Origin of the sequence: Streptomyces sp. T39, assembly GCF_008042045.1 — a bacterium.
Taxonomy (GTDB): domain Bacteria; phylum Actinomycetota; class Actinomycetes; order Streptomycetales; family Streptomycetaceae; genus Streptomyces.
The window spans coordinates 62840-77934 of record NZ_RDBP01000033.1; the positions used below are offsets into that span (position 1 = coordinate 62840).

Genomic DNA, 15095 nt, shown 5'->3' on the forward strand with positions numbered 1-15095 from the left:
CTGTGCGCGTACTGCTGACCGGACATCAGGGCTATCTGGGCACCGTGATGGCCCCGGTGCTCGCGGCCGCCGGGCACGAGGTCACCGGTCTCGACGCCGGCCTGTTCGCCGACTGCGTGCTGGGTCCGCGGCCCGCGGACCCGCCGGGGGCGCGGGTGGACCTGCGCGACGTCACGGCCGAGCACCTGGCAGGGGTGGACGCCGTGATCCATCTGGCCGCCCTGTCCAACGACCCGCTGGGGGCGCTGGCGCCGGATCTCACCTACGACATCAACCACCACGCGTCCGTGCGGCTGGCCCGCCTCGCCCGCGACGCCGGAGTGCGGCGGTTCCTGTACGCGTCGACCTGCTCGGTCTACGGGGCCGCCGGCGGCGGCGGCCTGGTCGCCGAGGACGCCCCGCTGCGGCCGGTGACGCCGTACGCGGAGTCCAAGGTGCGGGTGGAGGACGACCTCCACGCGCTGGCCGACGGCGACTTCAGCCCCGTGTACATGCGCAACGCGACCGCCTTCGGCCACTCGCCCCGGCTGCGCGCCGACATCGTGCTGAACAACCTGGTGGGCCACGCGCTGCTGTCCGGCGAGGTGCTGGTGCTCTCCGACGGCACCCCCTGGCGCCCGCTGGTGCACGCCGCCGACATCGCCCGGGCCTTCACGGCCGCGCTGACCGCCCCGCGCGAGGCGGTGCACGACCTGGCCTTCAACATCGGCAGCGAGGTCAACAACGTCACGGTCGCCGAGATCGCCGGGCAGGTCGCCGAGGCGGTGCCCGGCTCCAGAGTGGTGATCACCGGGGAGAACGGCGCCGACCCGCGGTCGTACCGGGTGGACTTCTCCCGGTTCCGCGCCGCGATACCCGGCTTCGACTGCGAGTGGACGGTGAAGCAGGGCGCCCTCGAACTCGCCGACGCCTACCGGGAGCACGGGCTGACCCGGCAGGACTTCGAGCAGCGCTTCACCCGGCTGGCCGTGCTCCGCGCGGCGTCCGAGGCCGGCGACGTCGACGACACCCTGCGGTGGCGCCGGTGACCACGCCCGGCGAGGAGATGCACGCCCTGGTGGAGCGGCTGTACCCGCTGTGCCGGAGCATCACCGGCGACGGTGTGCGCGCCACCCTGGACATCGTCGACGAGTACATCCCGCTGCGGACGCACGAGGTGCCGACCGGGACCCGGGTGCTCGACTGGACGGTGCCGGAGGAGTGGAACATCCGGGACGCGTACATCGCCGACACCGACGGCAACCGGGTCGTCGACTTCGCCGCGTCCAGCCTGCACGTGCTCGGCTACAGCGTGCCGGTGTCGGCGACCATGCCGCTGTCCGAGCTGCGCGGACACCTGCACACCCTGCCCGACCACCCGTCCTGGGTGCCGTACCGCACCAGTTACTACCGGCGCGAGTGGGGATTCTGCCTGGCGCAGGAGACCCTGGACGCACTGCCGGACGGCGAGTACGAGGTGCGCATCGACTCCACCCTCACCGACGGGCACCTCACCTACGCCGAGCACGTGGTCCCCGGACAGGTCGCCGACGAGGTGATCGTCTCCTGCCACGTCTGCCACCCCTCGCTGGCCAACGACAACCTGGCCGGCATCGCGGTGGCCGTGTTCCTCGCCCGGGCGCTGGCGGAGCGGACGCCCCACTACACCTACCGGTTCCTGTTCGCGCCCGGCACCATCGGGGCGATCACCTGGCTGGCCCGCAACGCGGAGCGGATCGAACGGGTCAAGCACGGTCTGGTGCTGGCCTGCGCCGGCGACCGGGGCCGGCTGACGTACAAGCGGAGCAGACGCGGCGACGCGGAGATCGACCGGGTCATGCGGCATGTGCTGGCCGCGTCCGAACGGCCGCACCGCATCGACGAGTTCACCCCGTACGGCTACGACGAGCGGCAGTTCTGCTCGCCCGGGTTCGACCTCGGCGTGGGCTCGCTCAGCCGGACCCCGTACGCCGGCTACCCCGAGTACCACACCTCCGCGGACAACCCGGACTTCGTCACCCCGGAGGCGCTGGCGGACACGCTCGCCGTCTGCCGCGAGGCGTTCGCCGTGCTGGACCGCAACCGGCGGTACGTGAACCTCAGCCCCTACGGCGAGCCGCAGCTGGGCCGGCGCGGGCTGTACGACTCGCTGGGCGGCCGCAGCGACGCGCAGCAGGCCCAGATGGCCATGCTCTGGGTGCTCAGCCTCTCCGACGGCGAGCACGGCCTGCTGGACGTCGCCGAGCGGTCCGGGCTCCCGTTCGACACCGTCGCCGACGCGGCCGACGCCCTGCACGGCGCCGGGCTGATCAAGGCGTGACGCCGATGACCACCGGAGGAGAGCAGGCGACGGCACCGGCGGCCGCGGGCGCGGACGCCCGTCGGAGCGCCACCCGGGCCGTCGTCGGCCGGCTGTCCTGGGGACTGGCCGACCAGGCGGCCTCCAGCATGACCAACTTCGCGGTGGGCATCTACGTGGCGCGTTCGCTCGGACTGGCCGCCTTCGGCGTGTTCAGCCTGGCCTGGGTGACCTACGGCGTGGTGCTCAACGTCTCCCGCGGAGTGGCCACCGACCCTCTCGTGGTGCGCTTCAGCGGCGTACCCGACACACCCTGGCGCCGGGCGGTGGCCCGGTCGTCGGGCACCGCGCTCGGCGTGGGCGCCGCCACCGGCGCCGTGTGCCTGGCGGTCGGCCTCGCCCTCGGGGGCCGGGTGGGGCCCGCGTTCGTCTGCCTCGGCGTCATGCTGCCGGGGCTGCTGCTCCAGGACGCCTGGCGGTACGCGTTCTTCGCCGCCGGCGCCGGGCGGAAGGCGTTCGTCAACGACGTGGTGTGGGGCGTGGCGCTCGTCCCGGCGATGGTGGTGGCGGCCCGGGTGGGCAGCGTGGCCGCCTTCGTGCTCGCCTGGGGCGGGTCCGCCGCGGTGGCCGCCGTGTACGGCTGCTTCCAGTCCGGCATCCGGCCCCTGGCGGCAGGGGCGCGCGAGTGGCTGCGCGAGCACCGCGACCTCGGCTACCGGTACCTCGTCGAGAACGTCAGCAACAGCGGCGCGAGCCAGCTGCGGGCCTACGGGCTCGGCGCGATCGTCGGGGTCGGCGCGGTGGGGGTGATCCGGGGCGCCGAGCTGCTGCTCGGCCCGTTCCTCGCCGTGCTGATGGGGCTGTCCCTGGTCACCGTCGCGGAGGCGGCACGGGTGCTGCGGCGCGCCCCGCACCGGCTGGGCCCGTTCTGCCTCCTGCTGGGCGGCGGGCAGGCCGCCGCCGCGCTGCTGTGGGGCGGGGCGCTGCTGCTGGTCCCGGACCGGGCCGGGGAGTTCGTGCTCGGCGGCGTCTGGAGCGGCGCCTCGGAACTCGTCGTGCCGGTCACCGTCGGCGTCGCGGGCGCCGGCCTCGGCACCGGGGCGGCGGCCGGACTGCGCGCGCTCGGCGCGGCCCGGCGCAGCCTGCGCAGCCAGCTGTTCGCCTCCGCCTGCTACGTCGCCGGCGGGCTCGGCGGCGCGGCCGTGGCCGGTACGGCCGGCTCGGCCTGGGGCGTCGCCGCGGCGACCGTCTGCGGCTCGGCCGTGTGGTGGCTGCACCTGCGGTCCGCCCTGCGCGAGCACCGGAAGGAAACCGTCCCGGACGTCGCGAGCGCCGGAAGGAAACCATCCCCGAAATGAGGACGCCATGACCGACCGCCCCAGGCTGAGCATCGGCCTGCCCGTGTACAACGGCGAGGAGTACCTGGCCGAATCCTTCGACGCCCTGCTCGGCCAGACCTTCGAGGACTTCGAACTGGTCGTCTCCGACAACGCCTCGACCGACGGCACCCAGGACATCTGCCGCCGGTACGCGGCCCGCGACTCCCGCATCCGCTACCTCCGGCTGCCCCGGAACATCGGCGCCGCGCCCAACCACAACCATGTGTTCACCGAGTGCCGCGGCGAACTGTTCAAGTGGGCCTCGCACGACGACCTGTACGCCAGGGACCTGCTGCGGCGCTGCGTCGAGGCGCTCGACGAACGGCCCGAGATCATCCTCGCCCACTCCGGCCAGGCCGTCATCGACGGCGACGGCCGGGTGAAGGTGCCCTACGAGTACGGGCTCGCCACCGACTCCCCGCACGCCCCCGAACGCTTCCGCAGCCTGCTGTTCGAGCCCGGCGGGGACGACTTCTACGGGGTGATGCGGGCCGACGTGCTGCGCCGGGTGAAGCCGCACGACAGCTACCACCACGCGGACCGCACCTTCGTCGCCGAGATCACCCTGCACGGGCCCTTCCACCAGGTGCCGGAGCTGCTGTACTTCCGCCGCGACCACCCCACCCGCGCCGAGCGGGCGAACCCCTCCAAGCGCTCCCGCTGCGTCAACCTCGACCCGCGCCGGGCGGGCCCGCTGCACCCGACGCCCCGGCTGCTCGCCGAGTACGTCTGGGGCTTCGCCTCCGCGATCCGGCGGGCGCCGCTCTCCCCCGCCGACCGGCGGGAGTGCCGCCGCCACCTCGCCGCGTGGATGACCAGCAGGGCGAGGCCCGGCGCGGGCGAACGGGTCGAGGACCGCGCCCCCGTCGACCCGGCCCGCCTCGCCGTCTCCGTCGATGCCCTCGTCGCCGGACGTGAAGGGAGGCGGGCGTGAGGGCCGTCCGCGTCGGGGTGTTCGGCCTGCTCGGCTCCGGCAACCTCGGCAACGACGGATCGCTGGAGGCCCTCCTCGGCTGGCTCCGCGCCGAGCACCCCGACGCGGCCGTCGACGCGCTGTGCGGCGGCCCCGAGACCGTCACGGCCCGGTACGGCATCCCCGCGACGCGGCTGCACTGGTACCGCGGGGAGTACCGGACGGCGTCCCGGGTCCGTTCGATCGCGGCGAAGGGGGCGGGCAAGCTCGTCGACGTCGTCCGCACCGCCGCCTGGGTGCGCCGGCACGACGTGGTGATCGTGCCGGGCATGGGCGTCCTGGAGGCCACCCTGCCGCTGCGGCCGTGGGGCTTCCCGTACTCGCTGTTCCTGCTCTGCGCGAGCGGCCGGCTGCTGCGCACCAAGGTCGCCCTGGTGGGCGTCGGCGCCGCCCCGATCGCCGCCCGCCCGACCCGGGCCCTGGTGCGCTGGTCGGCGCGTATGGCCGCCCACCGGTCGTACCGGGACACCCGTTCCCGTGACGCGATACGGGCGATGGGCGTGGACACCACACGCGACGAGGTCCACCCGGACCTCGCGTTCGCCCTGCCCGCGCCCCCGGCGGGCGCGGTGACGGGCGGCCCGCCCGGCACCGTCTGCGTCGGCGTCATGGACTTCCACGGCAGCGACGACGACCGCGCCCGGGCCGAGGGGATCCACCGCCGCTACCTCGACGGCACGACCCGCTTCGTCCGCGCGCTCGCCGAGGACGGCAGACCGGTCCGGCTGCTCACCGGCGACGCCTGCGACGCACCGGTGGTCGCCGCGATCCTCGACGCGGTGGACTCGCCGCTGGTCACCGCCGCCGAAACGGCCTCGCTGGCCGACCTGATGAAGGAGACGGCGGCCGCCGACGCCGTGGTGGCGACCCGCTACCACAACCTGATCTGCGCACTGAAGGCCGGCACACCGACGCTCGCCCTCAGCTACGCGGCGAAGAGCGACGCCCTCATGGAACGGATGGGCCTCGGCGCGTACCGCCACCCCGCGGGCGAGGTCGACGCCGACCGGCTGCTCGCCCAGTTCCGGGAACTGGAGCGGAGTTCGGCACAGGTGCGGCGGACCCTGACCGAGCGGAACCTGGTCACCGCCCGGCAGCTCGCGCACCAGTTCACCCTCCTGTCGGCGGCCCTGTTCCCGGCGGCCGCCCACGCACACGTCCACGCCCAGCGGGAGACCCAGTGAAAGCGACCGCCGTCCCGGCCATCGCCGGCGCGTACCTCTTCGAACCCACGCCGTACACCGACGAACGCGGCTTCTTCTGCCGCACCTTCGACGCCGAGGTGATCCGCTCGGTGGGACTCGACCCGGACGCCTTCGTCCAGGACAGCATGTCCCGCTCCCTCCGGGGCGTAGTGCGCGGCCTGCACCTGCGCTCCGGCGCCGGCGAGGCCAAGCTGGTGCGCTGCTCGTACGGGCGGGTCTTCGACGTCGCCGTGGACCTGCGGGCCGACTCGCCGACCTACCTCGGCCGGGCCTTCGTCGAACTGTCCGGCGAGACGCAGACGACGCTGTACATCCCGGCGGGGTGCGCCCACGGGTTCCAGGCGCTGACGGAGACCGCCGACACCTCGTACCGGATCGACCGCCCGCACGACCCGTCCGAGGACGTGACGATCGCCTTCGACGACCCGGATCTCGCCATTCCGTGGCCCCTGCCGGTCACCTCGGTGTCCGACCGGGACCGCGAGGCACCGGGCCTCGCCGCATTCCTCAAGCACAGGGAGGGCTGAGGCCGCCATGGGAACCGAACACCCCGCGGAGACGGCCGTGACCACCGGACACCCCGCGGAGGCCGCCGTGACCACCGAACACCCCGCGGAGACCGCCGTGACCACCGGACACCCCGCGGAAGCGGACGAGTTCGCCCTTCCCCGGTCCAGGGCGGTCAACGAGCGGCTGCACGCCATGATCCCGGGCGGCGCGCACACCTACGCCAAGGGCGACGACCAGTACCCCGAGAACCTGGCCCCGGTCATCAGCCACGGCCGCGGCGCCCATGTGTGGGACGTCGACGGCAACCGCTACATCGAGTACGGCTCCGGCCTGCGGTCGGTCAGCCTCGGCCACGCCCACCCACGCGTGCTGGAGGCGGTACGGCGGGAACTCGACCGCGGCGGCAACTTCGTCCGGCCGTCCGTCGTGGAGGCCGACGCCGCGGAACGCTTCCTGGCCACGGTGCCGACCGCCGACATGGTGAAGTTCGCGAAGAACGGCTCCGACGCCACCACCGCCGCGGTGCGCCTCGCCCGCGCCGCCACCGGGCGCCCCCGGGTGGCGCTCTGCGCCGATCACCCGTTCTTCTCCACCGACGACTGGTTCATCGGCACCACACCGATGTCCGCCGGCATCCCGGACGCCGTCAACGAGCTCACCGTGTCCTTCCCCTACGGCGACCTGGCCGCCGCGGAGGCCCTGCTCACCCGGTACGAGGGCGAGGTCGCCTGCCTGATCCTCGAACCCGCCACCCACACCGAGCCACCGCCCGGCTACCTCGCCGGGCTGCGCGAACTGGCCGACCGGCACGGCTGCGTCCTGGTCTTCGACGAGATGATCACCGGCTTCCGCTGGTCCGAGGCGGGCGCCCAGAGACTGTACGGCGTGGTCCCCGACCTCTCCACGTTCGGCAAGGCGCTGGGCAACGGCTTCGCCGTCTCCGCGCTGGCCGGACGCCGCGCACTGATGGAACGGGGCGGACTGCGCCACCGCGGCGAGCGGGTCTTCCTCCTCTCCACCACGCACGGAGCGGAGACCCATTCCCTGGCCGCCGCGATGGCCGTGCAGACCACCTACACCGAGGAGGGCGTCACCGCCCGGCTGCACGCCCTCGGCGAACGCCTGGCCGCGGGGGTCCGCGAGGCCGCGGCCGGCATGGGCGTCGCCGACCACCTCGTCGTCCGGGGCCGCGCCAGCAACCTGGTCTTCGCCACCCTCGACGCGAACGGACGCCCGTCCCAGGAGTACCGCACCCTGTTCCTGCGCCGGCTCCTCGCGGGCGGGGTGCTGGCCCCGTCGTTCGTGGTGAGCGCCGCACTGGACGACGCCGACATCGACCGCACCGTCGACGTGGTGGCCCAGGCGTGCGCGGTGTACCGCAAGGCGCTGGACGCGGGCGACCCCGGGCCCTGGCTGGGCGGAAGGCCGGTGAAGCCGGTCTTCCGCGCCCGCGTCTGACGTCACGTCGCCCGCCCCCGCGCCCGGCCGGGGTGCTCCGGGACGTCAGGTCCGGCGGTCGGCCGGCTCCCCGGCGGGCCGGTCACCACCGGCCGGGGAGCCGGGCGGCCCGCCCCGGCCGGCCTCCTGGCCCACCACCCGGCCGACCAGCCACGCGGCCACCGGCACCACCGCCAGCGCGGTGCACCAGCCGCCCACGGTGTCGGTCGGGTAGTGCGCGCCCAGGGCGACCTGCGCCCAGCCCATCGCGGCCCCGGCGACCAGCGCCGCGCCGAGCACGACCACGGGACCGGCCGCCGCAAGCAGCGCCACCACGACGGCGAGCGCCGTGAGGAACGCGGTGTGCCCGCTCGGGAAGGACAGGTGCCCGTCGTGGATGGTCCGGCCCACCAGGGGCTTGAGCAGCTTCGTGACCAGCACGGCCGCCCCGGGGCCCACGACGACGAGCACCGCGGCCCGAGGGCGCCGCCGCAGCAGGCAGGCCGCCACCAGCGCCGCCACCAGGGCCGCGGCCCCCACCGGCTCCCCGAGGAAGTCCACGCCCAGGGCCACCTGCCGCCACGGCGTACCGACGCCGTCCACCCCGCCCTGCACCCACGTGTCCGGCCCGCCGGGCCCGCCCTCCCCGGCGTACAGGACACCGAGCCCCAGCACCACGAACGCGGCGAGGGCCGCCACACCAGAAGACGAGGAACCCATGCGCACCCGCGCCGTCGCCGCACTCATCGCCGCAGGCTTGCTCGCAACGCTCACCGCGTGCAGCAGCGACCCGACGTACACCGTTGTCGATGTGCGAGACAACGGCATTATGAGGATGGCGGACCTGCATCTGCGCTGGCCAGTGCGGTGCCGAGTGCGACCGCGGCGCGCACCCGGTCACGTGGTTCGGCGGGCAGGTGCTGTGCCTCCGCGAGACGGGCGATGGCCGCGGCGGCGTCGGCCGACGCGTACTCCAGGGAGCCCAGTTCGGTGAGCAGCCGCTGGCGGAGGTCGTCGGCGAGCGGTTCGGCCAGAGCGCGGCGGAGATAGCCGGTGCGAACCTGGCCGGTCTGCTCGCCGCGGCGGCCGGAGCCGACCCCGCCCGGGTCGCCGGCTGGCTCACCGCCATGACCCGGATCGGCATGCTGCGCCACGACGCCTCGGGCCGGCCCCGCTACGCGCACCCGCTGCTGCGCGACGCCGTGCTCACCGGCTGGCCGACGCACCGCCGGGAGGCCGCCCACCGGGCGGCGGCCGAAACGATGCTGCATCGCGGCGAGCGCGTCGAGACGATCGCCCGGCATCTGCTGCGCACACCGGCCGTCGGCCTGCCCTGGGCGCTGCGGGTGCTGCGGGACGCGGTGACGGTCGCCGTGCACGACGCCCGCCCCGAGGACGCCACCGGCTATCTCCGCCGCGCTCTGGCCGAACCGCTCGCCGACGACCTCCGCCAGCGGCTGCTCACCGAACTGGGCTCCCTGGAGTACGCGTCGGCCGACGCCGCCGCGGCCATCGCCCGTCTCGCGGAGGCACAGCACCTGCCCGCCGAACCACGTGACCGGGTGCGCGCCGCGGTCGCACTCGGCACCGCACTGGCCAGCCGCGGTGAGGTCCGCACGGCCCTGCAGGTCCTGCGGCGCACGGAGGGCCGGCTGGACGGCCACCCGGGACTCGCCCGGACCGTGCAGACCGCCACCGCGCTGCTGTCGGACCTGGACCTGGCCGCGCGCCAGGAGACGTACGGCCGGCTCTTCGAGACCGACGGGCGCTCCCCCGAACTCGTCGGCACCGCAGGGCAGATCCTGCTGGTGCGGTACGCGGCGACGGCCGCGCTCATCTCGGCCGGGGAGGCGATGACCCGCGTGCGGGCCCTGCTCGCGCAGCCGGCCGACCCCCTCGCCGAGCCCTTCCTGCTGGGCACCGCCGCCGCGATCGCCCAGTGGGCGGACGAACTCGACGAGGCGGACCGGCTCGTGGACCGCGGCCTGGCCGAGCAGCATCCCGCGCTGCTCCACCCCATGCGGCACGCGCTGCTCAACACCCGCGCCGACATCGCGGGTGCCCGCGGCGACCACGCAGCCCTGCTCGCCGACGCGGACGGCGACCCGGCCGTCCCCGCGCGGTCGTGCACCGGGCCGACCAACCGGGACGCCCATGTGCTGATGGCGCTCGTCCACACCGGGCGCGCGGCGGACGCCGCACGGCTCGCGAACGCCTTCGACCTGAGCCGGGCACCGGAGTCCTGGGAGCTGAACCGCTTCCTGTACGCGCGGGGTGTGCAGCGCGCCGCCGCGGGCGACCACGCGGGCGCGGTCCACGACTTCCTGGAGTGCGGACGCCGCCAGTCCGCCCGCCAGGTGATCAGCCCGGTCGTCACGCCCTGGCGCACGGCAGTCGCGGAGTGCCGCCTGGCACTCGGCGGCGGCCAGGAGGCGCTGGACCTGGCCGCCGAGGAACTGCGCCTGGCCCAGACGTGGAACACCCCGCGGACGGTGGGCCGCGCCCTGCGGGTCCTCGGCAGCGCGACCGGCGGCCGGCGGGGACTGAAGCTGGCCGGGGAGGCGGTGGACATCCTCCGGGAGGCACCCGCCGACACCGGAACGGAACTGATCGAGGCGCTGCTCGCCCAGGGCCGCCAGCTCCTCGCCGCCGGTGAGCGCGGACGAGCCCGGGACCGCCTGCGCGAAGCGGCCGGCCTGGCCGAACGCAAGGGCGCGGTGCGGCTGTCGGTCCTCGCCGGACGCGCCCTGCGCGAGGGCGGCGCCCGCGGCTCGGTGTCGTCACGGACCGGCTCGGGCGCCCTGACCGGCAGTGAACGCCGCATCGCCGAACTGGCCGCCGGCGGACGGACGAACACGGAGATCGCCGAACTGCTGCACCTGGCCCGGCGCACCGTGGAGACCCATCTGACCAGCACCTACCGCAAGCTGGGGATACGCCGCAGGACGGAACTGCCGGCCGCCCTCGTCCACGGCGGCCGCCCGGACTCCGGCGGGCCGGGGCAGGACTGAGCACGCGCCGCAGGCGGCACCCGCGGCGACGGGGCCACGAGGGTGCCCGCGGCGACGGGCGCACGGGGGACACCCTCGGGTGACGGCGCACGGGGACGCCCGCGGTGACGGGGTCGGGCCCCCGCCCGCGCGGACCCGGGCCCGACCCGCGCGTGCCCGTCACATCCTCTCGGCGCCGGCCCTGATCGCCTCGCGGATCCGCGGGTACGTCCCGCAGCGGCAGATGTTGCGGATGCCGTCCAGGTCGGCGTCGGTGACCTGGCGGCCCTCCTCCCCGACGCGCCGGACCAGGGCGACGGCGGCCATGATCTGGCCGGGCTGGCAGTAGCCGCACTGGGCCACGTCCAGGTCGAGCCAGGCCTCCTGCATGGGGTGCAGGTCGGCGCCCACGGTGGCCGGAAGCCCTTCGATGGTGGTGATCTCGTCGGACGGCCGGAGGTCCTTCACCGGTATCGCGCAGGGGTTGGCCGCCCGCCCGTTGAGATGACTGGTGCAGGCCTTGCAGACGTTGATGCCGCAGCCGTACTTCGGCCCCGTGAGGCCGAGGATGTCGCGCAGGACCCACAGCAGCCGCTCGTCGTCGGCCGCGTCGACCGTGACCTGCTCGCCGTTGAGTCGGAAGGTGTGCTGAGGCACGGAAGCTCCAAGCGGTGTCAGCGGACGTGGTCGAGGCCGTCGGTGGGGGAGGCGGGGACGGGCGGGACGGTGGGTTTCGGCTCGAAGGACAGCGTGCCGTGGTTGACGGGGAACACCGTGGGCATCGTGCCGGTGGCTCGCCCGTAGGCGCAGGCGACGGCGGCCATGGCGGCGGCCACCCCGAGTTCCCCGGCGCCACCGGGCCGATCGCCGGTGGAGGGCAGGACGACGACCTTCAGCTCGGGCGGGGTGTTCCACTGCCGGGTGTAGAAGTAGTTGTCCCAGCTCGCTTCGAGGAAGTGACCGTCGCGCAGGTGGAGGCTGGAGGTCAGGGTCAGCGCGATGCCGTCCATGACGCAGCCCGTCATCTGCGCCTCCAGCCCGCGCGGGTTGACGGCGAGGCCCACGTCCACCGCGACGACCGCCTTGGTGACGCGCGGCCCGGTGACACCGTCCCGGACGGGGCGGCCGGTCACCTCGGGACGGCAGTCGATCTCCACCAGCACCGCGCAGGCGGAGTGGTACTCGGCGTGGAAGGCGATGCCCTGTGCCGTTCCGGCGGGCATGGTCCTGCCCCAGTCGCCCTCCTCGGCCGCCGTGTCGAGGACGGCGCGGGCGCGGTCGTCGCGCAGGACGTCGTGGCGGAACCGCCAGGGGTCCTTGCCCATCCTGGCGGCGAGCCGGTCGACGAGGAGCTCCCGGGCGCAGGTGACGTCGGGGGAGTAGACGCCCCGCATGCTGCCGGTGTTGAACCTCTTGTCGGTCTCGCTCAGGAGCCGGCTGTTCACGCCGAAGTCGTAGGGCATCGACTGCGAGAGCTGGAAGAAGGTCTGGGAGAAGCCGATGTCGCCGACCGGCAGCCGTGCGGCCAGCGCGGTGAAGATCTCACCGAGTCCGTGTCCGAGGTCGGTCGAGACACCGGTGTGCCGCTGTTTGTAGCCGAGCACGGTGTCGCCGAGATAGGAGATGCGGACGCGCGAGGTGGCCATGGGGTGGGTGCGCCCCTGACGGACGTCGTCGGCGCGGTGCCACATCAGCCTCACCGGCTTGCCGATCCGCCGGGAGACCTCGACGGCCTCCAGCGCGGCGTCGAAGAAGAGCTTGCGCCCGAAGGAGCCGCCCCCCTCGGTCACATGCACGGTCACGGCGCCGAGCGGCAGGCCGAGCCTGGCGGCGATGGCCTCCTTGGCGACGACGGGCGCCTTCAGGCTCGACCAGATCTCGGCCCGGTCGGGGCGCACGTCGGCGATCGCGCAGTTGGGCTCCAGGGCGCTGTTGCTGCGGAAGTGGAAGGTGAACCGCTCCTCCACGCTCGGGGTCAGCGGAGGCAGCCCCATGGGGAGTTCGGCGTCCCGCAGGGTCGCGAGCACGGAGGCGTCGGAAGCGCCCTCGGCGCTCCCCGGCCGCCAGGTCACGCGCAGGGCGCGCACGGCGTCGATGCACCGGCCGAAGGTGGTCGCCCGCACCGCCACCCCCGTGGGGATCACGACGACGTCGGTGACTCCGGGCATCGCACGGACCTCGGCGGCGTTGGACACCGATCCGACGGTGCCGTTGATCGTCGGCGGACGGCACACCATGGTCGGCAGGGCGTCCGGGACGTCCAGGTCCATCGTGAATTTCTTCCGCCCGGTGACGGCCGCGAGGGCGTCGACCCGGCCGTGCGGGCGGCCGACGACCGCGAACGACCCGGGATCCTTGAGAGCGACGGACACCTGCTCGGTCCGGGCGCCCGCCGCCGCGGGGGAGAGCGCCCCGATGCCGGCGCTCCGGCCGCCGGGACCGGTGACGACGCCGTCCTTCCAGGTCAGTTCGGCGACGGCGACGCCCCAGTCGTCCGCCGCGGCCCGCAGCAGCCTGCTGCGGGCGATCGCGGCGGCGACCCGGATCGGGGTGTAGGTGGAGAACGTCGTGTTCGACCCGCCGGTGAGCTGGTTGAACAGCAGTTCCGGCCGGGCGTCGGCCAGGGTGACCCGCACCCGTGCGAGCGGCACGCCGAGTTCCTCGGCGATCAGCATCGCCGTCGAGGTGGTGATGCCCTGTCCCACCTCGGTCCTCGGCAGCGCGAAGGACACCGTTCCGTCGGTGTGCACCTCGACCGTGATCAGGCCGGAGGTCGGCAGGGCGGCCGCCGTCATCACGTCGTTGAGGTCGACCAGTTCGGTGAGCTCCGGCGAGGGGATCCCCGCCTCTCCCCGGTCCGCCCCCGCCTCTTCCGCCCGTGCCCCGGTGGCGGCCGCGAGCGGAGCGGCCGTCAGCAGGGTGGGGGCGGCCAGTACGTATCCGAGGAAGCGGCGCCGGCCGACGGGCTGCCGGCCGGGGTCCTGCCGGGGCGGGCGCTCGGCGCCGTCACCGGGTGTCGTGGTCATCGTCTCCACCGGCTGGTTCAGGAGGGGCGGTTGGCGTCAGGGATCTCGATGTGGATGCCCCGTCCCTCGGAGAGGTAGAGCAGGACGAACTTACGGAGGGCCTCCTCCACTGTCCAGGCCGCCTGCGGGATCAGCGGCAGCGGGATGAGCCCTTCGCGGAACGCCACCAGCAGCGGCCAGGCGCCGCTGATCAGCGGCTGCCAGAACGGCTCCCGGTCCAGCCCGATCAGATCGCCCGTCCGGTCGCCCAGGGTGTAGCGGGCGAAGGCGTTGATGAGCGGGCGGGTGAGACCGGCGTCGAGTTCGGCGACGATGTCGAGGAGGACGTCGGTGAGTTCGTTGCCCTCGGGTGTGGACGCCAGGACCGGGTCGAGGACCTGCCGGGACTGGGACTCGGCCTCGGCCCAGGAGGCGGGGATGTACTCGTCCAGGACGCCGAGCATGTGCGCGGTGACCTGCCAGACGTGCAGAAAGCCCTCGGATTCGGCGGTGGTGACCGGCACCCGCCAGTCCCGGAGTTTCCGCATGACGAAGGTGGCCAGGCTGTGCCAGGTGACCATGACGTCGGCCTGGCTGATGGGGATCGTCTGGCCGCCGCTGGTGCGGTCCCAGCCCGGCGACTGGGGCAGCAGATGGCGTACGGCCGCGTGCACCATGCGCGTCTTCACGGCGGTGACGATCATCCCGCCGCTCGGCCGGTACGCGTCCAGGTCCCCTACGTCGTAGCCGAGTTGGGCCGTCTTGGCGATGCGGTCCTTCATGTCCGCGCCGCCCTTGGAGTAGTAGACGGCGCGCGCCTCCCTCGGGATGGCCGTGCTCATCAGACCGCTGCCCAGGCCGTACAGGGCCCCGGTGTAGATCCCCTTCTTCGTGGTGAACCTGGCGGCCGCGGCCAGCTTGCCCGCGTCGGCCCAGGACGGCAGCCGCCGCGCCGACTCCATGAAGTCGCGCACGTCCGCGGGGAGACCGGACGGCAGCGGCTGGTCGTTGCGGGTCCACTGCCGCAGGTAGGCGTTGAATTCGGCCGGTACGCCGCTGGGCAGCGGGTCGTTGTTGTTCACCCAGGACGCCCACGCGGTGTTGATGGCCGGTACATGACCGCCGGTGATCATCTTCGCCATCAGAGGGTCCGCCGCGGAGTCCCAGATCCACTCCGGCCCGGTCGCCGCGGCACCCTGGGCCCCGGGTGCCGCCGCCCACGCCCTGGCGGGGTTCGCCACGCCCACGAGGCCGAGCGCGACACCGAGGGACAGTGCCTTTCGCCTGCTGAGGTTCTCCATTGACTTACCTGCTTCCC

General features: G+C 74.2%; 11 protein-coding genes and 1 pseudogene. 8 read left to right on the forward strand and 4 right to left on the reverse strand.

The genetic code is table 11. The features are described 5' to 3' along the window. The first annotated feature begins 2 nt into the window (after window positions 1-2). The 7 genes from EAO77_RS22015 to EAO77_RS22045 are packed head-to-tail and all read left to right on the forward strand — an operon-like array spanning window position 3 to window position 7803. A complete protein-coding gene (locus tag EAO77_RS22015) occupies window positions 3-1028 on the forward strand; it encodes an NAD-dependent epimerase/dehydratase family protein (protein WP_147990027.1) in 1026 nt (341 codons plus the stop codon). Then, window positions 1016-2299 carry a DUF4910 domain-containing protein gene (locus EAO77_RS22020; RefSeq protein ID WP_147990028.1) on the forward strand — a complete coding sequence of 428 codons (1284 nt, stop codon included), beginning with the start codon at window positions 1016-1018 and terminating at the stop codon, window positions 2297-2299. The genes EAO77_RS22015 and EAO77_RS22020 overlap by 13 nt, the downstream gene beginning before the upstream one ends. A 5-nt stretch (window positions 2300-2304) precedes the next feature. Then, on the forward strand, window positions 2305-3636 hold the full coding sequence (locus EAO77_RS22025; protein WP_147990029.1) for a hypothetical protein: 1332 nt from the start codon (window positions 2305-2307) through the stop codon (window positions 3634-3636). 7 nt (window positions 3637-3643) lie between these two features. Continuing rightward, the gene (locus EAO77_RS22030) at window positions 3644-4591 is read left to right on the forward strand and encodes a glycosyltransferase family 2 protein (protein WP_147990030.1); all 948 of its coding nucleotides are present in this window, start codon (window positions 3644-3646) and stop codon (window positions 4589-4591) included. After that, window positions 4588-5814: a polysaccharide pyruvyl transferase family protein gene (locus EAO77_RS22035; protein WP_147990031.1), complete on the forward strand. Its 1227-nt coding sequence runs from the start codon at window positions 4588-4590 to the stop codon at window positions 5812-5814. The genes EAO77_RS22030 and EAO77_RS22035 overlap by 4 nt, the downstream gene beginning before the upstream one ends. Further along, entirely contained in the window at window positions 5811-6362 is a 552-nt protein-coding gene (gene rfbC / locus EAO77_RS22040; protein ID WP_147990032.1) for a dTDP-4-dehydrorhamnose 3,5-epimerase, read from the forward strand. Before EAO77_RS22035 ends, rfbC begins: the two co-directional genes overlap by 4 nt. A gap of 7 nt (window positions 6363-6369) precedes the next feature. Next, window positions 6370-7803 (forward strand): glutamate-1-semialdehyde 2,1-aminomutase, encoded by a 1434-nt coding sequence (locus EAO77_RS22045; RefSeq protein WP_261994095.1) that lies wholly within the window; start codon window positions 6370-6372, stop codon window positions 7801-7803. Between the two features lie 45 nt (window positions 7804-7848). Here the strand turns inward: EAO77_RS22045 and EAO77_RS22050 are convergent, their stop codons facing one another. After that, a complete protein-coding gene (locus tag EAO77_RS22050) occupies window positions 7849-8529 on the reverse strand; it encodes a phosphatase PAP2 family protein (RefSeq protein ID WP_147990033.1) in 681 nt (226 codons plus the stop codon). Window positions 8530-8796: 267 nt separating this feature from the next. Between EAO77_RS22050 and EAO77_RS22060 the strand changes: the two are divergent. Beyond that, window positions 8797-10793, forward strand: a pseudogene (locus EAO77_RS22060) (LuxR C-terminal-related transcriptional regulator); the annotation flags it as partial. A gap of 159 nt (window positions 10794-10952) precedes the next feature. On the opposite strand, the gene EAO77_RS22065 reads toward EAO77_RS22060, so the two are convergent. From EAO77_RS22065 to EAO77_RS22075, 3 genes are read right to left on the reverse strand one after another with little or no spacing between them, the layout of a single operon-like run. After that, entirely contained in the window at window positions 10953-11429 is a 477-nt protein-coding gene (locus EAO77_RS22065; RefSeq protein ID WP_147990034.1) for a (2Fe-2S)-binding protein, read from the reverse strand. 17 nt (window positions 11430-11446) lie between these two features. Then, entirely contained in the window at window positions 11447-13798 is a 2352-nt protein-coding gene (locus tag EAO77_RS22070) for a molybdopterin cofactor-binding domain-containing protein (protein WP_147990035.1), read from the reverse strand. A gap of 17 nt (window positions 13799-13815) precedes the next feature. Then, window positions 13816-15078, reverse strand: a complete 1263-nt coding sequence (locus tag EAO77_RS22075) for an oxygenase MpaB family protein (RefSeq protein ID WP_147990036.1) — start codon at window positions 15076-15078, stop codon at window positions 13816-13818. Between the last annotated feature and the right edge of the window lie 17 nt (window positions 15079-15095).